This window comes from Cupriavidus sp. D384 (genome assembly GCF_001652915.1).
Classification (GTDB): domain Bacteria; phylum Pseudomonadota; class Gammaproteobacteria; order Burkholderiales; family Burkholderiaceae; genus Cupriavidus.
Genome location: NZ_BBQI01000005.1, coordinates 35,854 through 55,709, shown reverse-complemented (window position 1 = coordinate 55,709; position 19,856 = coordinate 35,854). Strand labels below are relative to the sequence as shown.

General features: G+C 63.5%; 25 protein-coding genes. 23 read left to right on the top strand and 2 right to left on the bottom strand.

Translation table 11 applies throughout. The annotated features are described in order from the left end of the window. The first annotated feature begins 127 nt into the window (after positions 1–127). The 21 genes from A9J21_RS01445 (at position 128) to A9J21_RS01345 (ending at position 16,091) form a co-directional block, all read left to right on the top strand. The gene (locus A9J21_RS01445; RefSeq protein ID WP_066731178.1) at positions 128–430 is read left to right on the top strand and encodes a lipid asymmetry maintenance protein MlaB; all 303 of its coding nucleotides are present in this window, start codon (positions 128–130) and stop codon (positions 428–430) included. Between the two features lie 252 nt (positions 431–682). Then, complete coding sequence (locus tag A9J21_RS01440) at positions 683–1,633, top strand: ABC transporter ATP-binding protein (protein WP_066731177.1); 951 nt, start codon at positions 683–685, stop codon at positions 1,631–1,633. Positions 1,634–1,653: 20 nt separating this feature from the next. After that, a complete protein-coding gene (locus A9J21_RS01435; RefSeq protein WP_156545599.1) occupies positions 1,654–2,457 on the top strand; it encodes an ABC transporter permease in 804 nt (267 codons plus the stop codon). 34 nt (positions 2,458–2,491) lie between these two features. Further along, the gene (locus A9J21_RS01430; protein ID WP_066731174.1) at positions 2,492–2,740 is read left to right on the top strand and encodes a BolA family protein; all 249 of its coding nucleotides are present in this window, start codon (positions 2,492–2,494) and stop codon (positions 2,738–2,740) included. A 67-nt stretch (positions 2,741–2,807) separates the two neighbouring features. Continuing rightward, complete coding sequence (gene murA, locus A9J21_RS01425) at positions 2,808–4,058, top strand: UDP-N-acetylglucosamine 1-carboxyvinyltransferase (protein WP_066731172.1); 1,251 nt, start codon at positions 2,808–2,810, stop codon at positions 4,056–4,058. A gap of 56 nt (positions 4,059–4,114) precedes the next feature. Then, complete coding sequence (gene hisG / locus A9J21_RS01420) at positions 4,115–4,789, top strand: ATP phosphoribosyltransferase (RefSeq protein WP_066731170.1); 675 nt, start codon at positions 4,115–4,117, stop codon at positions 4,787–4,789. A gap of 60 nt (positions 4,790–4,849) precedes the next feature. Continuing rightward, positions 4,850–6,184, top strand: a complete 1,335-nt coding sequence (gene hisD, locus A9J21_RS01415; protein WP_066731168.1) for a histidinol dehydrogenase — start codon at positions 4,850–4,852, stop codon at positions 6,182–6,184. A 148-nt stretch (positions 6,185–6,332) separates the two neighbouring features. Further along, positions 6,333–7,433, top strand: coding sequence for a histidinol-phosphate transaminase (hisC, locus tag A9J21_RS01410; protein ID WP_066731165.1), 1,101 nt, complete (start codon positions 6,333–6,335; stop codon positions 7,431–7,433). A gap of 7 nt (positions 7,434–7,440) precedes the next feature. Further along, positions 7,441–8,028 carry an imidazoleglycerol-phosphate dehydratase HisB gene (gene hisB / locus A9J21_RS01405; RefSeq protein ID WP_066731163.1) on the top strand — a complete coding sequence of 196 codons (588 nt, stop codon included), beginning with the start codon at positions 7,441–7,443 and terminating at the stop codon, positions 8,026–8,028. 103 nt (positions 8,029–8,131) lie between these two features. Further along, entirely contained in the window at positions 8,132–8,755 is a 624-nt protein-coding gene (locus A9J21_RS01400) for a YchE family NAAT transporter (RefSeq protein ID WP_066731160.1), read from the top strand. Continuing rightward, complete coding sequence (hisH, locus tag A9J21_RS01395; protein ID WP_066731158.1) at positions 8,752–9,405, top strand: imidazole glycerol phosphate synthase subunit HisH; 654 nt, start codon at positions 8,752–8,754, stop codon at positions 9,403–9,405. The genes A9J21_RS01400 and hisH overlap by 4 nt, the downstream gene beginning before the upstream one ends. A 175-nt stretch (positions 9,406–9,580) precedes the next feature. Beyond that, positions 9,581–10,324: a 1-(5-phosphoribosyl)-5-[(5-phosphoribosylamino)methylideneamino]imidazole-4-carboxamide isomerase gene (hisA, locus tag A9J21_RS01390; RefSeq protein WP_066731155.1), complete on the top strand. Its 744-nt coding sequence runs from the start codon at positions 9,581–9,583 to the stop codon at positions 10,322–10,324. A 64-nt stretch (positions 10,325–10,388) separates the two neighbouring features. Next, entirely contained in the window at positions 10,389–11,159 is a 771-nt protein-coding gene (gene hisF / locus A9J21_RS01385; protein WP_066731152.1) for an imidazole glycerol phosphate synthase subunit HisF, read from the top strand. A 2-nt stretch (positions 11,160–11,161) separates the two neighbouring features. Continuing rightward, a complete protein-coding gene (gene hisI / locus A9J21_RS01380; RefSeq protein WP_066731150.1) occupies positions 11,162–11,569 on the top strand; it encodes a phosphoribosyl-AMP cyclohydrolase in 408 nt (135 codons plus the stop codon). Then, on the top strand, positions 11,566–11,952 hold the full coding sequence (locus A9J21_RS01375; protein WP_066731148.1) for a phosphoribosyl-ATP diphosphatase: 387 nt from the start codon (positions 11,566–11,568) through the stop codon (positions 11,950–11,952). The genes hisI and A9J21_RS01375 overlap by 4 nt, the downstream gene beginning before the upstream one ends. Positions 11,953–12,019: 67 nt before the next feature. Next, the gene (locus A9J21_RS01370) at positions 12,020–12,412 is read left to right on the top strand and encodes a hypothetical protein (RefSeq protein WP_066731145.1); all 393 of its coding nucleotides are present in this window, start codon (positions 12,020–12,022) and stop codon (positions 12,410–12,412) included. Between the two features lie 85 nt (positions 12,413–12,497). Next, positions 12,498–12,854 carry a histidine triad nucleotide-binding protein gene (locus tag A9J21_RS01365; RefSeq protein ID WP_066731271.1) on the top strand — a complete coding sequence of 119 codons (357 nt, stop codon included), beginning with the start codon at positions 12,498–12,500 and terminating at the stop codon, positions 12,852–12,854. A 161-nt stretch (positions 12,855–13,015) separates the two neighbouring features. Continuing rightward, entirely contained in the window at positions 13,016–13,252 is a 237-nt protein-coding gene (gene tatA / locus A9J21_RS01360) for a Sec-independent protein translocase subunit TatA (RefSeq protein WP_066731139.1), read from the top strand. Between the two features lie 90 nt (positions 13,253–13,342). Beyond that, positions 13,343–13,861, top strand: a complete 519-nt coding sequence (gene tatB / locus A9J21_RS01355) for a Sec-independent protein translocase protein TatB (RefSeq protein ID WP_066731138.1) — start codon at positions 13,343–13,345, stop codon at positions 13,859–13,861. Between the two features lie 2 nt (positions 13,862–13,863). Beyond that, the gene (gene tatC / locus A9J21_RS01350; protein WP_066731137.1) at positions 13,864–14,664 is read left to right on the top strand and encodes a twin-arginine translocase subunit TatC; all 801 of its coding nucleotides are present in this window, start codon (positions 13,864–13,866) and stop codon (positions 14,662–14,664) included. Positions 14,665–14,918: 254 nt separating this feature from the next. Next, positions 14,919–16,091 carry a porin gene (locus tag A9J21_RS01345; RefSeq protein WP_066731136.1) on the top strand — a complete coding sequence of 391 codons (1,173 nt, stop codon included), beginning with the start codon at positions 14,919–14,921 and terminating at the stop codon, positions 16,089–16,091. Between the two features lie 465 nt (positions 16,092–16,556). On the opposite strand, the gene A9J21_RS01340 is transcribed toward A9J21_RS01345, so the two are convergent. Next, on the bottom strand, positions 16,557–17,750 hold the full coding sequence (locus A9J21_RS01340) for a Do family serine endopeptidase (protein ID WP_066731135.1): 1,194 nt from the start codon (positions 17,748–17,750) through the stop codon (positions 16,557–16,559). A 20-nt stretch (positions 17,751–17,770) separates the two neighbouring features. On the opposite strand from A9J21_RS01340, the gene A9J21_RS01335 reads away from it, so the two are divergent. Beyond that, complete coding sequence (locus tag A9J21_RS01335) at positions 17,771–18,517, top strand: Nif3-like dinuclear metal center hexameric protein (RefSeq protein WP_066731133.1); 747 nt, start codon at positions 17,771–17,773, stop codon at positions 18,515–18,517. A 42-nt stretch (positions 18,518–18,559) separates the two neighbouring features. Here A9J21_RS01335 and mscL read toward each other — a convergent pair whose 3' ends face one another. After that, complete coding sequence (mscL, locus tag A9J21_RS01330) at positions 18,560–18,994, bottom strand: large conductance mechanosensitive channel protein MscL (protein WP_066731130.1); 435 nt, start codon at positions 18,992–18,994, stop codon at positions 18,560–18,562. A 244-nt stretch (positions 18,995–19,238) separates the two neighbouring features. Here mscL and petA point away from each other — a divergent pair, with 244 nt between their 5' ends. Next, positions 19,239–19,856, top strand: coding sequence for a ubiquinol-cytochrome c reductase iron-sulfur subunit (gene petA / locus A9J21_RS01325; protein ID WP_066731128.1), 618 nt, complete (start codon positions 19,239–19,241; stop codon positions 19,854–19,856).

Below are 19,856 nucleotides of genomic sequence, written 5' to 3'. Positions count from 1 at the left end.
TCATGCGAATCTGGTTGCGCTGCAGCACGGCGCGGCCAAACTGGTCTACAATGACCGGACGCTCCCGCCCCCGGGCGGGAGTTTTCATTTTCGACACGCCCGTCCACGTTTCCAGCGCCTTCCATCCATGCCAGCCCTCGGCTCCTCGCTGACCAACCGCAACGCCGCCACCGTGCTGCGTGACGGCCTGTCGCGCGTGCAGCAGGGCGACGTGACGGTGGATTGCAGCGCGCTGGCGCAGGTGGATTCCTCCGCCGTGGCCGTGCTGCTGGCCTGGCAGCGGGCTGCCGCCGAGCGTGGCCAGTCGCTGGCCATTGCCGGTGCCTCGCCGCAACTGCGGTCGCTGGCCAGCCTCTACGGGGTCGACGGCCTGCTGGGCCTGACCGCCGCCACCGCTACCCACCCGGAACACCACCACCACCGACATTGAACCGGCATCCGTTGCCGCGCGTGCCATTGCGTGCGGCCATGCGATGCCACGGCGTCGGGCCGAGGGCCTGGCGCCGCGCCGGGCAAAGCGGGGGAACCCCCGCATCCCCTATAATTCCGGGTTGTTTGTCCCCAAGTCGCCCCCAAGTGTCCTGACACGATTCCACAGGTGCTGCGCGGCTAACCTCAGGGGCGCTCCCCCAAATCCAGATAAGGCTGACCGCCAAGCGGCCCCATCCCAAGACATTCGGCCATGAAAGCCATCGAAATTACCGATGTCCGCAAGCGCTACCGCAACCTGCAGGCGCTCAAGGGTGTCAGTTTCAGCGTCGAGCGCGGCGAATTCTTCGGCCTGCTCGGTCCCAACGGCGCGGGCAAGACCACGCTGATCTCCATCCTGGCCGGCCTGAACCGCGCCGATTCGGGTACGGTCAGCGTACTGGGCCATGACGTGGTGGACGACTACCGCATGGCGCGCCGCATGCTGGGCGTGGTGCCCCAGGAGCTGGTTTTCGATCCGTTCTTCACGGTGCGCGAAACGCTGCGGCTGCAGTCCGGCTATTTCGGCCTGAAGCGCAACGACGACTGGATCGACGAGATCATGGCCAACCTGGATCTCACCAACAAGGCCGACAGCAACATGCGCCAGCTTTCGGGCGGCATGAAGCGCCGCGTGCTGGTGGCCCAGGCGCTGGTGCACCGTCCGCCCGTGATCGTGCTGGACGAACCCACCGCCGGCGTGGACGTGGAACTGCGCCAGACGCTGTGGAAGTTCATCTCGCGGCTGAATCGCGAAGGCCACACGATCATCCTGACCACCCACTACCTGGAAGAAGCCGAGGCGCTGTGCGACCGCATCGCCATGCTCAAGTTCGGCGAGGTGGTGGCGCTGGACCGCACCAGCAGCCTGCTGAACCAGTTCGCGGGCCTGCAGCTGGTGCTGACGCTTTCGAAGGGCACGCTGCCGGCCGAACTGGAAGCGCTGCGCACGCCGGGCAACCCGGGCGAGCGAGCGCATCGCCTGCGGCTGTCGGGCTACGAGGCCGTGGAGCCCATCCTGGCCGCGCTGCGCGCTGCCGGTTGCGAAGTCGAAGATATGGAAATCAGCAAGGCAGACCTGGAAGACGTGTTCGTGCAGATCATGCGCCGTGAAGGCGAGATGCCCGGCAGTACGCCGAACGCCGCCATGGAGGCCGCGGCATGAAGAATCCCGTGGAGGTCAACATGGCCCAGCGCGAGGAACAGCGCCTCGCGTCGATGGGCGTCGGCGGCCTGGTCGGCTTCCGTACGCTGCTTTACAAGGAAGTGCTGCGTTTCTGGAAGGTGTCCTTCCAGACCGTGGCCGCGCCGGTGCTGACCGCCGTGCTGTACCTGCTGATCTTCGGCCATGTGCTCGAAGACCGGGTGCGCGTCTACGACCAGATCAGCTACACCGCCTTCCTGGTGCCAGGCCTGGTGATGATGAGCGTGCTGCAGAACGCGTTCGCGAACAGTTCGTCGTCGCTGATCCAGTCAAAGATCACCGGCAACCTGGTGTTCATCCTGCTGCCGCCGCTGTCGCACTGGGAAATGTTCGGCGCCTACGTGGTGGCGTCGATCGTGCGCGGACTCTGCGTGGGCCTGGGCGTGCTGGTGGTGACGGCCTGGTTTGCGAACCTGCATTTCGCGCATCCGCTCTGGATCCTGTTGTTCGGGCTGGCAGGTGCCGGCATCCTGGGCACGCTGGGGCTGATCGCCGGCATCTGGGCCGAGAAGTTCGACCAGCTGGCCGCGTTCCAGAACTTCCTGATCATGCCGGCCACGTTCCTGTCCGGCGTGTTCTATTCGATTCATTCCTTGCCGCCGTTCTGGCAGGCCGTGTCGCACGCCAACCCCTTCTTCTACATGATCGACGGGTTCCGCTTCGGCTTCTTCGGCGTGTCCGACGTGCCGCCGCTGCACAGCCTGGCCGTGGTGACCGTGGCGTTCGTGGTGCTGGCCGCGCTGGCGCTGCGCCTGCTGAGCAAGGGTTACAAGCTGCGGCACTGATTTGCCGCAAATCACCGAATTCACAGAGACAGACATGCTGCCTACTCCGGAACAAGTCAGGGACTACATTGCCCAAGGATTGCCCTGCGAACATCTGCACGTGGAGGGCGACGGCCAGCACTTCTTCGCCACGATCGTGAGCGGGGAGTTCGAAGGCAAACGCCTGATCCAGCGGCACCAGCGCGTCTATGCGGCGCTGGGCGACCGCATGCGTGCCGAGATCCATGCGCTGTCGATGAAGACACTGACGCCGGCCGAATGGCAGGCCGACGGCGCCAGGTAAGGCGCGTCGACACCCCAACAGACAACACACCGGCGGATGCAAGCCCGCCGGCTGACAAGACAGAAACATGGACAAATTCCAGATCCAGGGCAACGGGCCGCTCAAGGGCGAAGTCCGCGTCTCGGGCGCCAAGAACGCCGCGCTGCCGATCCTGTGCGCCGGCCTGCTGACCGCCGATACCGTATCGCTGTCCAACGTGCCGGACCTGCAGGACACGCGCACGATGCTCAAGCTGCTGCGCCAGATGGGCATGCAGGCCGACATGGAAAACGGCGCGGCCACGCTGAACGGGGCCGACATCAATTCGCCGGAAGCCTCCTACGACCTCGTGAAGACGATGCGCGCGTCGATCCTGGTGCTCGGCCCGCTGGTGGCCCGCTTCGGCGAGGCCCGCGTGTCGTTGCCGGGCGGCTGCGGCATCGGCGCCCGCCCCGTGGATCAGCACATCAAGGGCCTGCAGGCCATGGGCGCCGAGATCAACATCGAGCACGGCTTCATCCATGCCCGCGCCAGCCGCCTGAAGGGCGCGCGCGTGGTGACGGACATGATCACCGTGACCGGCACCGAGAACCTGCTGATGGCCGCGACGCTGGCCGAAGGCGAGACCGTGCTGGAAAACGCCGCCCGCGAGCCCGAGGTGACCGATCTGGCCGAACTGCTGGTCAAGATGGGCGCGAAGATCGACGGCATCGGCACCGACCGCCTGATCGTGCAGGGCGTGGACAAGCTCCACGGCGCACAGCACAGCGTGGTGGCCGACCGCATCGAGGCCGGCACGTTCCTGTGCGCCGCCGCCGCGACGCTGGGTGACATCGTCGTGCGCGACATCCCGCCGCTGATCCTGGACGCCGTGCTGGTCAAGCTGCGCGAGACCGGCGCCACGATCGAGACCGGCGACAACTGGATCCGCCTGGCCATGTCGCAACGCGCGCAGGCCGTGAGCTTCCGCACGTCGGAATACCCGGCCTTCCCGACCGACATGCAGGCGCAGTTCATGGCGCTGAATGCCGTGGCCGACGGCACGGCGCGCATCACCGAGACGATTTTCGAGAACCGCTTCATGCACGTGCAGGAGCTGAACCGGCTGGGCGCGAACATCACGGCCGAGGGCAATACGGCCGTGGTGACCGGCGTGCCCCGCCTGTCCGGCGCCAACGTGATGGCCACCGACCTGCGTGCATCGGCCAGCCTGGTCATCGCCGGCCTGGTGGCAGATGGCGAAACGACGATCGACCGCATCTACCACCTGGATCGTGGCTACGACCGCATGGAAGACAAGCTGTCGGCCGTCGGCGCGAAGATCCGCCGCATCGCCTGAGCCAGAACAGCCGCCTCAAGCCGCCTCAAGCCGCCCCGAACCTAGAAGAATTGACGATGAGCCCCGCTTTCAACGCCTCGCCCAACCAGCTGACGCTGGCACTGTCCAAGGGCCGCATCTTTACCGAAACGCTGCCGCTGCTGGCCGCGGCCGGCATCCAGGTGACCGAGGACCCCGAGACCTCGCGCAAGCTGATCCTGCCGACTTCGGATCCGGCCGTGCGCGTGATCATCGTGCGTGCATCGGACGTGCCGACCTACGTGCAATACGGCGCAGCCGACTTCGGCGTGGCCGGCAAGGACGTGTTGATGGAGCATGGCATGACCGGCCTGTACGCGCCGATCGACCTGAACATCGCGCGCTGCCGCATGTCGGTGGCGGTGCCGGCCGGGTTCGACTACGCCAAGGCGGTACGGCAGGGCGCGCGCCTGGCCGTGGCCACCAAGTACGTGGAGACGGCGCGCGAGCACTTTGCCAAGAAGGGCGTGCACGTCGACCTGATCAAGCTGTATGGCTCGATGGAACTGGGCCCGCTGGTGGGGCTGTCCGATGCCATCGTCGACCTGGTCAGCACCGGCGGCACGCTGCGTGCGAACAACCTGGTCGAAGTGGAAGAGATCGTGCAGATCTCGTCGCGGCTGGTGGTCAACCAGGCCGCGCTGAAGCTCAAGCGGGAACGGCTGACGCCGATTCTCGAAGCATTCGAACGGGCCTCGGCGGCGCTCGCCTGAGGTACGCACAAGTTGAACCCGACCGGGAATCCGTCAGGGATTCTGCGAGGACAAGCAGTCATGAACGAAACCGATATGGAAAACCTGTCGATCCGCCGGCTCGACTCGACCGAGCCCGGTTTTGCCGATGCCCTGCGCCAGGTGCTGGCGTTCGAGGCGTCGGAAGACGAGGCCATCGATCGCGCCGCTGCCGACATCCTGGCTGACGTGCGCCGCCGTGGCGACGAAGCCGTGCTCGAATACACGCGCCGTTTCGACCGTCTGGAAGCCGCCTCGATGGGCGCGCTGGAACTGTCGCAATCCGAACTGGAAGCGGCGCTGGAAGACCTGGAGCCGAAGCGCCGCGCCGCGCTGGAGGCCGCCGCCGCACGGGTGCGCGCCTACCACGAGAAGCAGAAGATCGAATGCGGCAGCCATAGCTGGGAATATACCGAGGCCGACGGCACCATGCTGGGCCAGAAGGTGACCCCGCTGGACCGCGTGGGCCTGTACGTGCCTGGCGGCAAGGCGGCGTATCCGTCGTCGGTGCTGATGAACGCGATTCCGGCGCGCGTGGCCGGCGTCAAGGAAGTGATCATGGTGGTGCCCACGCCCGGTGGCGTGCGCAACGAACTGGTGCTGGCCGCCGCGCAGATTGCCGGCGTGGACCGCGTGTTCACGATCGGCGGCGCGCAGGCTGTGGGCGCGCTGGCGTTCGGTACCGCCACGCTGCCGCAGGTGGACAAGATCGTCGGCCCCGGCAACGCCTATGTGGCTGCCGCCAAGCGCCGCGTGTTCGGCACGGTCGGCATCGACATGATCGCCGGCCCGTCCGAGATCCTGGTGATCTGCGACGGTACGACCGATCCGGACTGGGTGGCCATGGACCTGTTCTCGCAGGCCGAGCACGACGAGCTGGCACAGTCGATCCTGCTGTGCCCGGACGAGGCCTACCTGAACCGCGTGGAAGACAGCATCCAGCGCCAGCTGCCGACGATGCCGCGCCGCGAAGTCATCGCCGCCTCGCTGGCGGGACGCGGTGCGCTGATCAAGGTGCGCGACATGGAAGAGGCCTGCGAGATCGCCAATGCCATCGCGCCCGAGCACCTGGAGATTTCCGCCGAGAACCCGCGCCAGTGGAGCGAGAAGATCCGCCATGCAGGCGCCATCTTCCTGGGCCGCTATACCAGCGAATCGCTGGGCGACTACTGCGCGGGCCCCAACCACGTGCTGCCCACCTCGCGCACTGCGCGCTTCTCGTCGCCGCTGGGCGTGTATGACTTCCAGAAGCGTTCGAGCCTGATCGAGGTCAGCGAGGGCGGGGCGCAGATGCTGGGCCAGATAGCCGCCGAACTGGCCTATGGCGAAGGCCTGCAGGCGCATGCCAGATCTGCCGAGTACCGTTTCAAACGTTAAGAAACCACTTCAAAATGATTCTGGCGTCGTTGCGCGGCCTTGCCGTACTGGTTGTACTGTCTGCGGCCGCGCGCCAGGCCAGAACCGCTTCGCTTCATTGTGAAGCGGTTTCCTGAATGCCCGCAGGGCACGAAACCATAGGACCATCATGTCAGCCGTAGACCCATCCCTGATCGAACGCATCATCCGTGACGACGTGCGCGCCATGGGCGCCTACCATGTCGCCGATTCGCACGGACTGGTGAAGCTCGACGCGATGGAGAACCCGTACCGGTTGCCGCCCGACCTGCGCGCGCAGCTGGCCGCGCGGCTGGGCGAGGTGGCCCTGAACCGCTATCCGGTGCCGAGCAGCGAAGCGCTGCGCGCGCAGCTGAAGTCGGTCATGAAGGTGCCGGCCGGCATGGACGTGATGCTGGGCAACGGTTCGGACGAACTGATCAGCATCATTTCGCTGGCCGCGGCGAAGCCGGGCGCCAAGGTGCTGGCGCCGGTGCCGGGCTTCGTCATGTATGCGATGTCGGCGCAGTTTGCCGGCCTGGGGTTTGTCGGCGTGCCACTGCGCGCCGATTTCACGCTGGACCGCGCCGCCATGCTGGCCGCGATGGCCGAGCACAAGCCCGCCATCATCTACCTGGCCTACCCGAACAACCCCACTGGCAACCTGTTCGACGCTGCCGACATGGAAGCCATCGTGCGCGCTGCGCAGGGTGAGGTCTGCCAGAGTCTGGTGGTGGTGGACGAGGCCTACCAGCCGTTTGCCCAGGAAAGCTGGATGCCGCGCCTGACCGGGTTCGGCAACCTGTTGGTGATGCGCACGGTGTCGAAGCTGGGCCTTGCCGGTATCCGCCTGGGCTACATGGCGGGGTCGCCGGAATGGCTGGCGCAGCTGGACAAGGTGCGCCCGCCGTACAACGTCAACGTGCTGACCGAAGCCACCGCGCTGTTCGCGCTGGAGCATGTGGACGTCCTGGACGATCAGGCCGCCCAGCTGCGTGCCGAGCGCACGAAGCTGGCCGATGCCATGGCCGCCATGCCTGGCGTGACGGTCTACCCCAGCGCCGCGAATTTCCTGCTGGTGCGCGTGCCGGATGCGGCACAGACGTTCGAGCGAGTGCTGGCGCGTAAGGTATTGATCAAGAACGTGAGTAAAATGCACGCATTGCTGGCCAACTGTCTGCGCGTGACGGTCAGCACCCCCGAAGAAAACGCGCAGTTTCTTGAGGCTTTCAACGCCTCGTTGCAGGATTAACCCCACCATGCGTGTTGCAGAGGTCACCCGCAATACCTCGGAAACGCAGATCCGCGTTTCACTGAACCTTGATGGCACCGGCCGCCAGAAGCTGGCTTCCGGCGTGCCGTTCCTCGACCACATGCTGGACCAGATTGCCCGGCATGGCATGTTCGACCTGGAGGTCGAGGCCACGGGCGACACCCATATCGACGACCACCATACGGTGGAAGACGTCGGCATCACGCTGGGCCAGGCCGTGGCGCGCGCCATCGGCGACAAGAAGGGCATTACCCGCTACGGCCACAGCTATGTGCCGCTGGACGAATGCCTGTCGCGCGTGGTGATCGACTTCTCGGGCCGTCCGGGCCTGGAATTCCACGTGCCGTTCACGCGCGCCCGGGTGGGCAGCTTCGACGTCGACCTGACGATCGAGTTCTTCCGCGGCTTCGTCAACCACGCCGGCGTGACGCTCCATATCGACAACCTGCGCGGCATCAATGCCCACCACCAGTGCGAGACCGTGTTCAAGGCCTTTGGCCGTGCGTTGCGCATGGCGGTGGAGCTGGACCCGCGTGCGGCCAACCAGATTCCATCGACCAAGGGTACGCTCTGACCCATACTGTCTACTGACCTGAACCACTGACCTGCGCCCCCATAAAAGCAGGCGTGCCGGCTGGTTGCGGCGACGCTGACAACCTTCGACACACCCGCATCCGATGGATACGCTCAAGTCTTTCATCTCGCTGCTGGCGCTGATCAATCCGATCGGGGCGATCCCGTTCTTTATCAGCCTGACCAGCCAGCAGACCGAGGCGGAAAAGCTGAAAACGATCAAGACGGCGTCGATTGCCGTGGCGATCGTGGTGGGATTGTCGGCGTTGCTGGGCCAGCAGATCATTGAGTTCTTCAATATCTCGGTGGCGTCGTTGCAGGTGGGCGGCGGGCTGATCATGATCATGATGGCCATGAACATGCTGAACGCCCAGACCGGCCGCACCAAGGCCACGCCCGAGGAAGAGGACGAGGCCGAGGCCAAGACCAGCATCGCGGTGGTGCCCCTGGCGCTGCCGCTGCTGACCGGGCCGGGGTCGATCAGTACCGTGATCGTGTATGCGGGCAAGACGCACCACTGGTACGAACTGCTGATCCTGGTGGGTATCGGCGTGGTGCTGGGCCTGGTGGTGTATGGCACGTTCCGTGCGGCGGATCCCATCGCACGGGTGGTTGGCAGGACCGGGATCAATATCGGCACGCGCCTGATGGGGTTGATCCTGTCGGCGCTGGCCGTTGAATTCATTGTGGACGGGCTGAAGACATTGTTGCCTGTTTTGAAATCATGACTACCATAGCAATTGTGGATTACGGCATGGGCAACCTGCGCTCGGTGGCGCAGGCTCTGCGTGCCGCGGCACCGGAAGCGGACGTGCAGGTTGTGGACCGCCCCGAGGCGATCCGCGCGGCCGACCGCGTGGTGCTGCCGGGACAGGGTGCGATGCCCGACTGTATGGGCGCCCTGGGGGAATCGGGCCTGCAGCAGGCCGTGCTGGAAGCCGCGGCGTCGAAGCCGATGCTGGGTGTGTGCGTTGGCGAACAGATGCTGTTCGAACGCAGCAGTGAAGTCAGGTCGGGTGCGGACAGTACGCCGGCACTGGGCCTGATGCCGGGCGAGGTGATCCGCTTTGAACTGGAAGGGATGACGCAGCCCGATGGCTCGCGCTTCAAGGTGCCGCAGATGGGCTGGAACCGCGTGCGTCAGGCGCTGCCCCACCCGATGTGGCAGGGCATCCCGGACGACAGCTGGTTTTACTTCGTACATAGTTATTATGTGCAGGCGCAGGAGCCCGCGCATATCGCCGGCGAGACGGAGTATGGCGTCGTGTTTACCAGTGCGGTGGCACGCGATAATATTTTCGCCACGCAGTTCCACCCGGAGAAGAGCGCCGCGATGGGTTTGCAGCTATACCGGAATTTCGTGCACTGGAATCCGTAAAGCGTCAGAAGCACCTGTTACCAGAAGCGCCACAAGATCAACAGCGATACCTGTCGTTCAGAGCCACCGACCCAGACTGCATCCACTGCAAAACTGACATGACCTGAGCGCCCGCGCAGCCGCGCTGGCATCGCTGCCCTTTTCCTTTTTACACAACCACCACGCTCGTTACGCTATGTTGCTCATTCCGGCCATCGACCTGAAGGACGGTCAGTGTGTACGCCTCAAACAAGGCGATATGGACCAGGCTACCGTCTTTTCCGAAGATCCCGCCGCCATGGCACGCCACTGGGTGAACCAGGGCGCGCGTCGCCTGCATCTGGTCGACCTGAACGGCGCTTTCGTTGGCAAGCCCCGCAATGAGGCGGCCATCAAGGCCATCATCGCCGAAGTGGGCGACGAGATCCCCGTGCAGCTCGGCGGCGGTATCCGCGACCTCAACACCATCGAGCGCTGGCTCGACGACGGCCTGTCGTACGTGATCATCGGCACCGCTGCCGTGAAGAACCCCGGGTTCCTCAAGGACGCCTGCTCGGCGTTCGGCGGCCACATCATCGTCGGGCTCGATGCCAAGGACGGCAAGGTGGCCACCGATGGCTGGAGCAAGCTGACCGGCCACGAAGTGGCGGATCTGGCACGCAAATACGAAGACTACGGTGTGGAAGCCATCATCTACACCGACATTGGCCGCGACGGCATGCTGCAGGGCATCAACATCGACGCCACAGTCAAGCTGGCCCGGTCGATGTCGATCCCGGTGATCGCCAGCGGCGGCCTGTCGAACATGGCCGACATCGACCAGCTCTGCGCCGTGGAGCGGGAAGGCGTGGAAGGCGTGATCTGCGGCCGCGCGATCTATTCGGGCGACCTGGTCTTCTCTGACGCCCAGGCGCACGCGGACAAGCTGGGCGCCGAGTAACGCTGCCAGGCAGGACGCCACAACCAGCCGCTCCCGGGCAAGGGGGCGGCAGGCAAGGAATCACATGCTAGCCAAACGTATCATCCCCTGCCTGGACGTCACCAACGGGCGGGTGGTCAAGGGTGTCAACTTCGTCGAACTGCGCGATGCCGGAGACCCTGTGGAAATTGCTCGCCGCTACGATGAGCAAGGTGCTGATGAAATCACATTTCTGGACATCACCGCGACCAGCGACGGGCGCGACCTGATCCTCCACATCATCGAGGCCGTGGCTTCGCAGGTGTTCATTCCGCTGACGGTTGGTGGTGGCGTGCGTGCCGTGGAAGACGTGCGCCGGCTGCTCAATGCCGGTGCGGACAAGATCAGCGTGAATTCGTCCGCCATCGCCAATCCGCAACTGGTTTCGGACGCCACCGGCAAGTACGGCTCGCAGTGCATCGTGGTCGCCATCGATGCCAAGCGCAGCTCGGCCCCGGGCGAGCCGGCCCGCTGGGAAGTCTTCACCCATGGCGGCCGCAAGGCGACCGGCCTGGACGCCGTGGAATGGGCGCGCGAGATGGCGCGCCGCGGCGCGGGCGAGATCCTGCTGACCAGCATGGACCGCGACGGTACGAAGAGCGGATTCGACCTGGAACTGACGCGCGCGGTCAGCGACGCGGTACCGGTACCCGTTATTGCATCAGGTGGCGTGGGCGGCCTGCAGGATCTGGCCGACGGCATCAAGCTCGGCCACGCCGACGCGGTGCTGGCAGCCAGCATCTTCCACTATGGCCAGCACACCGTTGGCGAAGCAAAGGCTTTCATGGCCCGCGAGGGCATCCCCGTCCGGATCTGATCATGGCAAAGAAGTGGTTGAACAAGGTGAAGTGGGACGACAACGGCCTGGTGCCGGTGATCGTCCAGGAGACGGGCTCCAACGACGTGCTAATGTTCGCGTTCATGAACCGTGAGGCGCTGCAGCGTACGGTTGAGCTGGGCGAGGCCGTGTTCTGGTCGCGCTCGCGCAAGCGCCTGTGGCACAAGGGCGAAGAGTCGGGCCACGTGCAGAAGGTGCATGAAATCCGCCTGGATTGCGACGAGGATGTGGTGCTGCTGAAGGTAACCCAGGTCGACAGCATCGCCTGCCATACCGGCCGGCACTCGTGCTTCTTCCAGAAATTCGAAGGCGATGTCGAGTCGGGCGACTGGCATACCGTTGAGCCGGTGCTCAAGGACCCGTCCACGATCTACGCCGGCAAGCCATGAGCCAGGACAACCAGACGACCGGCCTGGCTGGCTCGGCAGACATATTGGCCCGCGTGGCCGCCACGCTGGAATCGCGCAAGCCCGAAAACGGCGGCGATCCCGACAGATCCTACGTGGCCAAGCTGTTCAGGAAGGGCGATGACGCCATCCTGAAGAAGATCGGCGAGGAAGCGACCGAAACCGTGATGGCCGCCAAGGACGCCCGTGCGGCCGGCCTGGGCGACGAAGCCGTCGGGAAGGTGATCTACGAAGTGGCCGACCTGTGGTTCCATACGATGGTGCTGCTCTCGCACATCGGGGCCACGCCGGCTGACGTGGTCAACGAACTGGCGCGCCGCGAGGGGCTGTCGGGGCTGGTCGAGAAAGCCAGTCGCAAGGAGTAGCATTGAGCCTATGGCCGCCCGGAAATGTTCCGGGCACGGCATACGCGCTGTAACGCTGGAGGGCACGATGGCGACGGACTACACCACGCAGGTGACCACAACCGCTGATGCGGACAAGCTCGACGGATTGCGCAAGCTGACGCACATCCTTTACGCGCTTTATGCGATCCACTGGTTTACTGGCGGTATCACCGCCCTGATCGCGATCATCGTGAACTATGTGAAGCGCGACGATACGCGCGGCACGGTCTATGCCTCGCACTTCGCCTGGCAGATCCGCACGTTCTGGTGGTCGATCGTCTGGTATGTGGTGGGCGGCTTCATGTTCGTGACAGTGTTGCTGTTCCCGGTGGCAATCGCCGTTTTCTGCGTTTTGTCACTGTGGATACTGTATCGTATCGTCAAGGGCTGGCTGTACCTGAACGACCGCAAGCCGATGTACCCGGGCGAGGCGTTCTGAGGCCATCCCGGCAAGATCAAGAGAAAAGTGGCAGCAGGACGGCACGATTTCCTGCAATGTGCTGACAGGCTGCAACAAGAACTTCATGAAATCCCAGGACAATTGCATTTTCTGCAAGATCGTGGCCGGCCAGATCCCGTCCAACAAGGTGTATGAGGACGACGATCTGCTGGCGTTTCACGATATCCATCCCAAAGCGCCGGTACACTTTCTGGTAATTCCGAAATCGCATGTGGATTCGCTGGCTGAATGCGGACCCGGCGATGCGGGTGTGCTTGCTAGAATAATGCTCAAGGTGCCCGAACTGGCGCGCCTGGCCGGCTGCGACAACGGCTTCCGTACGGTGATCAACACCGGCACGGACGGCGGACAGGAGGTGTTCCATCTCCATCTGCACGTACTCGGCGGCCCGCGCGACCAGTGGAAGTCACCGGCGTTCTGAACGGCAACCCAGGACAGCCAGGGCATGAAAAAGGGGCCGGGACAGTGATGTCCCGGCCAGATGTTGCGTCGGGTACCGTCGCCCGGCGCAGCCTTTGAAGGACGGAACTACGGGGCCGGGCGATCATATTCCGACGCCCGCGGCTTTATCAGGAGCAAGAAATGGGTTCGTTTAGCATTTGGCACTGGCTGATCGTGCTGGTAATCGTCATGCTCGTCTTCGGTACCAAGAAGCTGCGCAACATCGGCCAGGACCTGGGTGGTGCGGTAAAGGGCTTCAAGGACGGCATGAAGGACGGTAACGCGGAGGAACCTGGCGCCAAGCCGGCCGCGGCCAAGGAACTGCGCGATACCACCACGATCGACGTGGAAGCCAAGGAAAAGCAGCGCCAGGAATAATCCGCCGGCTGATCTTTCCTTGTCAGTCATCCTCCCGGCGGCCGCGCACGGCGCGGCCCGCCTGTCCTGTGTCTCAGTTCCGGTTTTCGCATGATCGATCTCGGCATTTCCAAGCTGGCACTGATTGGCGCCGTGGCGCTGATCGTGATCGGCCCCGAGCGTCTGCCGAAGGTGGCGCGCACGGTCGGCGCACTGGTCGGCCGCGCGCAGCGCTATATCAATGACGTGAAGGCCGAAGTCAGCCGCGAGGTGGAGCTCGAGGAACTGCGCAAGATGCGCACGGAATTCGAGAACGCCGCGCGTGACGTCGAGCAGACCATCCACAAGGAAGTCAACGAGCACACCCAGGCGCTGAACGAGGCGCTGGGCGGTGTGGAGGCTTCCGGTACATCCGGCTCCGATGCCAGTGGCATCAGCGCCGGGTACGTGCCCAGCTGGGACAGCGCGCACAAATCGCACAACGGCCGCAAAAGCTGGCGCGTCAAGCAAGGCGCCCGGCCGCTCTGGTTCAAGCGTCAGCAGAACGTGCGCGTCTGGGTGCAGTCGGGCGCAGCCCGCGTGAAGCGCCATCGCCCGGCCAGCGGCCGTAACCGTTCCTTCTTCGAGTAAGCATGGCGGGCACCCAAGACCCCAACGATCCTAACGATCCCAACGGCGAGTCCCAGCAAGAGACTTTCATTTCCCACCTGATCGAGCTGCGCGAGCGGCTGGTGAAGGCGGTGGCCGGGGTCATCATCGTCTTTCTCGGCCTGGTCTACTGGGCGGCGGAGATCTTCAACCTGTTCTCCAAGCCGCTGACGCAGTCGCTGCCCAAGAACGGCCGCATGATCGTGACCGATGTCACCGGCTCGTTCTTCGTGCCGATGAAGGTCACGATGCTGGTGTCGTTCCTGATCGCGCTGCCGTGGGTGCTCTACCAGATCTGGCGCTTTGTCGCGCCGGGCCTGTACCAGCATGAGAAGAAGCTGATCATGCCACTGGTAAGCAGCAGCTATCTGCTGTTCCTGTGCGGCGTGGCATTCGCGTACTTCCTGGTGTTCCCGACGGTGTTCCATTTCATGGCGCACTACAACGCGCCACTCGGGGCCGAGATGTCGACCGACATCGACAAGTACCTGAGCTTTGCAATGACCACGTTCCTGGCATTCGGCATCACGTTCGAGGTGCCGGTGGTGGTGATCGTGCTGGTGAAATTCGGCGTGGTGGAGCTGGAAAAGCTCAAGCAGATCCGCCCGTACGTGATTGTTGGCGCATTCATCATCGCCGCCGTTGTTACGCCACCTGATGTGATGTCGCAACTGTTGCTGGCCGTGCCGCTGGTCATGTTGTACGAACTGGGCTTGCTGATGGCCCGTTTTGTGACCAGGCAGCCGCTTGGCACCCCCGCCGAAGGTGAAACGCAGGCTGACTAAGTTCCTGAGCAGTTGTTAACGGGCTGTATCCCCACGGTCTGAATGCTGCGTTTCGCACCAAAATGGTGAATTTCACGTTGTTTGCTGTTGCTTCGTCACAACAAGAAGCGTCGGTAAACCGTGTTTACGGCGAAAAAGACTTCTGACGCGCTGGGGGGGTGACACATAATACGACGCAGACGTGAAGGTTAATGCGTCGCCCAAGCACTTGGGCAACCAAGATTTCCCAATCAGTTGACAAGGAAAGTGTCGATATGAAGATGAAACTGTTTGCAGCTGCCGTTGCCGCTCTGGCCGCCGGCGGTGCCTATGCCCAGTCGAGCGTGACCCTGTACGGTGTGGTTGACGCTGGCGTTGAGTACGCTAACCACCAGCCGGGCGTGACCGGCAGCCACGACGTCGTGCGCCTGACCTCGGGCAACATGTCCGGCAGCCGTTGGGGCCTGCGTGGCGTGGAAGACCTGGGCGGTGGCCTGAAGGGTGTCTTCGTGCTGGAAAGCGGTTTCAACCTTGACACCGGCACGTCGGGCCAAGGTGGCCGTCTGTTCGGTCGTCAAGCTTTCGTGGGTCTGCAAAGCCAGTACGGCACGCTGAGCCTGGGTCGTCATCAGACGCCGTTCTATGACTTCGGTCTGGCCTTCGATCCGATGGCCATTTCGTCGAACTACTCGATCACCGCTCAAGACTCGGCTTTCGCCAGCCGTGCTGACAACTCGATCAAGTACATCGGCACGTTCGGTGGCCTGACCGCCGCGCTGCTGTACAGCACCGGCGCGAACACGCCGGGCGGCACGGCTACGGCCAACGCCTACCAAGGTGTCTCGGGTGAAGTTCCGGGTTCGTACAAGACCGGTCGTGAGTACAGTGCCAGCCTGATTTACAACGGCGGCCCGTTCTCGATCGGCGCGGTCTTCGACGAAACGAACCTGGGCAACCCGGCTGTGGTCGGCGTGAACACCGCCAGCGCCAAGGTTCAGCGCGCTTCGGTCGCAGGTACGTACGCCTTCGGTCCGGCCAAGATCTTCGGTGGCTACCGTTACGCTCACGCCCTGCAAGGCGCAATCCTGCCGGGTTCGGTTCCGGCCGGTACGAGCACCGCCGGTGGTTCGGCTGTGAACGTGTCGAATCTGTACTGGCTGGGTGCTGGTTACCAGCTGACGCCGGCTCTGTCGCTGACCGGCGCCGCTTACTACCAAGACTTCCGCAACACCAAGGCTGATCCGTGGTCGTTCGTGGTGTCGACGGACTACGCCTTCTCGAAGCGCACCGACGCGTACTTCAACGTGTCGTACGCCAAGAACAAGGACGGCTCGACCCTGGGCGTTTCCTCGATCGGCCCGGGCTCGATCAACAGCACTGGCTTCGGTACGACCCAAGGTTCGTACAACCAGTTCGGCGCTGTGGTTGGTGTTCGCCACAAGTTCTAATTTGACGCGGGTGTAAGCCCGCTTCAGATTCGGCTTGATCAAAACGCCGGCATCCGCAAGGATGCCGGCGTTTTGTTTTGTGACGCGGGACGCCCCGCATCACAAGCGACGCCCTCGGCGTCAGACCCGGCTGATCGTTCCCGATGGCATTTGTACAGCATTGGGCGGGAGGGAAGATCCGCGCGCAATTCGGTCTCGTGTTGCGTTCCTGTCCTGCGCCCTTGTCACAGGCCTCCTGCCAGATGGTGCACAGCTGGTGCGAGGCGAGATCGATTGCCGCGACCGTGGTCGCATCATCGGTTCGCAGCCCATATTGCAGGTCGTATCGATTACCGGCAGGCACCTGCCGGAATACAAGAAAGCCCCGGCCATCACTGGCAGGGGCTTTTGCAATGAAGCTGTAACGCTTTGGCCCGGCTGACCGTCAGCCAGCCAGAGGGCGGCTGCGAAGCCGCCTGCAAACCATCACTCTTCCTCATCCAGCGGCATGGCGCGGCGCGGCGGAGGCGGGCGCTTGCCGATCATCACGGCGAGTTCGGCCGGCTTGCCGCGGCGAATGACCTTCATCTTCACCTCGGCGCCAGGCTTGAGCTGGGCGATGGCATTGAGCAGCGCAGTCGTATCGGAAATCACCTGGTTGTCGACCGATACCAGTACGTCGCCAGGCTTCACGCCTGCCTTGTCGGCAGGGCCGCCCTGGACCACGGCCGCGATCAGCGCGCCTTCCTTCGCGTCCAAGCCAAACGATTCAGCGATCTCGGGGGTCAGGTCCTGGGGCTCCACGCCGATCCAGCCGCGCGTCACACTGCCAGTCGAGATGATGGATTCCATCACCTGCTTGGCGGTCGACACCGGGATGGCGAAGCCGATACCGAGCGAACCGCCCGAGCGCGAATAGATGGCGGTGTTGATGCCGAGCAGGTTGCCCTGCGCGTCCACCAGCGCGCCGCCCGAGTTGCCCGGGTTGATGGCTGCGTCGGTCTGGATGAAGTTCTCGAAGGTATTGATACCCAGGTGGCTGCGGCCCAGCGCGGAAACGATACCCATCGTCACGGTCTGGCCCACGCCAAACGGATTGCCGATGGCCAGCACTACGTCGCCGACCTTCACGTTCTCGATGCGGCCCAGCGTGATCGCAGGCAGATCCTTGAGTGTGATCTTCAGCACGGCCAGATCGGTCTCGGGGTCGGAGCCGACGACCTTGGCGTTGGCCTTGCGGCCATCGGTCAGCGCCACCTCGATTTCATCGGCGCCATCCACCACATGGTGGTTGGTTAGAATGTAACCCTCGGCGCTGACAATCACGCCCGAACCCAGGCTGGACACCGGCTCCTGGCGTTCCGGCAGCCGATCGCCGAAGAAGAACCGGAACCACGGATCCTCCGCCTGCGGATTGGGTGACCGCTTCGTGCCGTTCTTGCTGGTGAAGATGTTGACCACGGCGGGCATGGCTTCCTTGGCGGCATCGCTATAGGAACCCTGTGCCGCAGAGCCGGCCACGCTTGGCACCACTTCCTTCAGTGCCACGATGGGCGACCCCGACTGCACGGCCACCCGCCCACGCTGCAGCCACTCGGGTTTGAGCGTGGCTACCACGAACCACACGGCCAGCACGACCGTGACGGCCTGAGCAAAGAACAGCCAGAATCGGCGCAACATATCGGAGTTTTGACCAGAAAATGAAAACCAAAGAGCTGGAATTGTACTTGAACGACCTGCTGGAAGTTTCCCGCTTCAAGGACTATTGCCCGAACGGGCTCCAAGTGCAAGGTCGACCCGAAGTCACCCATATCGTCACTGGTGTAACAGCTAGCCTCGCGCTGATCGACGCAGCCATCGAGGCCGGCGCCGATGCAATCCTGGTGCATCACGGTTACTTCTGGAAGAACGAAGATGCACGGGTCATCGGTCAAAAACACGCAAGATTGAAGAAACTTCTTGCGGCCGATATCAACCTGATGGCCTTTCACCTGCCATTGGACAATCACGCGGAATTGGGCAATAACGCGCAACTGGGCCTGCAGCTGGGCGTCGCACCCAACGGCCGTTTCAGCGACGATCAACTTGGCTGGACAGGCACGCTGCCGCAGCCGATGCCGCTGCATGCGTTCGCCGCGCACGTAGGCGGCGTGCTCGATCGCGAGCCGCTGACCATTGGAGATCCGGATCAGATGATTCGAAGCGTGGGCTGGTGCACGGGCGGCGCGCAGGGGTATTTCGCGGCCGCCGTGGCGGCCGGCGTGGATGTTTACCTGAGTGGGGAAGTGTCCGAGCCCACCACGCATCTGGCGCGCGAGAGCGGTGTGGCCTATATCGCGGCCGGGCATCACGCAACAGAGCGCTATGGCATCCGGGCCGTGGGCGAACATCTGGCGCAGCGCTTCGACCTGCGCCATACCTTCATCGATATTCCGAACCCGGTCTGAGCGCCCGGGTCCGGAAACGTCAGCAATCCAGGTCAGGCACCATCAGGCGCCCGGGGCCTTCAGGCTGTCGCGGATTTCGCGCAGCAGCTTGATGTCCTCGGGTGTTTCGGCCGGCTTCGGGGCTTCCTGCTCCTTCTCCCGCATGTTGTTGAACGCGCGGACCATCATGAAGATGATGAATGCGAGGATGACAAAGTTGACCACGATGGTCAGGAAATTGCCGTAGGCGAACACGGGCACGCCGGCCTTCTTCAAGGCATCGAGCGTGTGCGGCACGCCCGGGGGCGGCTCGGCCAGCACGACAAACATGTTGGAAAAATCGAGTTTGCCCACCACGCGGCCCACCAGCGGCATGATCAGGTCGTTGACGACAGAATCGACGATCTTCCCGAACGCAGCGCCGATGATCACACCCACGGCCAGGTCGATCACGTTGCCACGCATCGCAAAAGTTCGGAACTCGCTCATCATTCCCATCGGTTTTTCTCCAATTTGTTGTTCCAGATTAACGTTTGTGTTTGACAAAGCCTGCATCATCGCAACCTCGAGTGCAAGTCTGGATGCCGCATCAGAACGCTTTCCGCAGCGATCCCACATCCGTTCCCATGACCGATTATCGGCGCCACGGCTATCAGTAGTTCGCCTATCGTCGCCAGATGTGCCTCAGGTATAATTTTTTGTTGACGCAGGATTCAATTGATGACATCCCCTGGGGTTTGGAATGAGTGACCAGCAAGACGTGAAGAACGTAGACAAAGGTCGCCGCAATTGGTTGATCGCGACATCCGTCGCGGGCGGCGTAGGAGGCGTTGCAGTAGCAGTACCGTTTGTCAGCACCTTTGCACCGTCGGAAAAGGCCAAGGCCGCCGGCGCGCCTGTTGAAGCCGACGTTGGCGGCCTGAAACCCGGCGAGATGATGACGGTTGAATGGCGGGGCAAACCGGTCTGGATTCTGCGCCGTACCCCTGAAATGCTTGCCTCGCTCAAGAAGACCGATGCAGAGGTGGCGGATCCCGATTCCGACGTTCCCTTCACGATGAAGACGCCGGACTATTGCAAGAACGAGACCCGCTCGCGCGCCGAACACAAGGACCTGCTGGTCGTGGTCGGCATCTGCTCGCATCTTGGCTGCTCTCCCTCCGGTCCGTTCGCCTCGGGTTCCAACCCGCAGCTTGGCGCAGACCCTGGCTTCCTGTGCCCGTGCCACGGTTCCACCTTCGATCTTGCCGGCCGCGTGTTCAAGAACAAGCCTGCACCGCAGAATCTTGACGTACCCCCGTACCAGTTCCTGTCCGACACCAAGATCGTGATCGGCAAGGACGAGAAAGGAGAAGCGTGA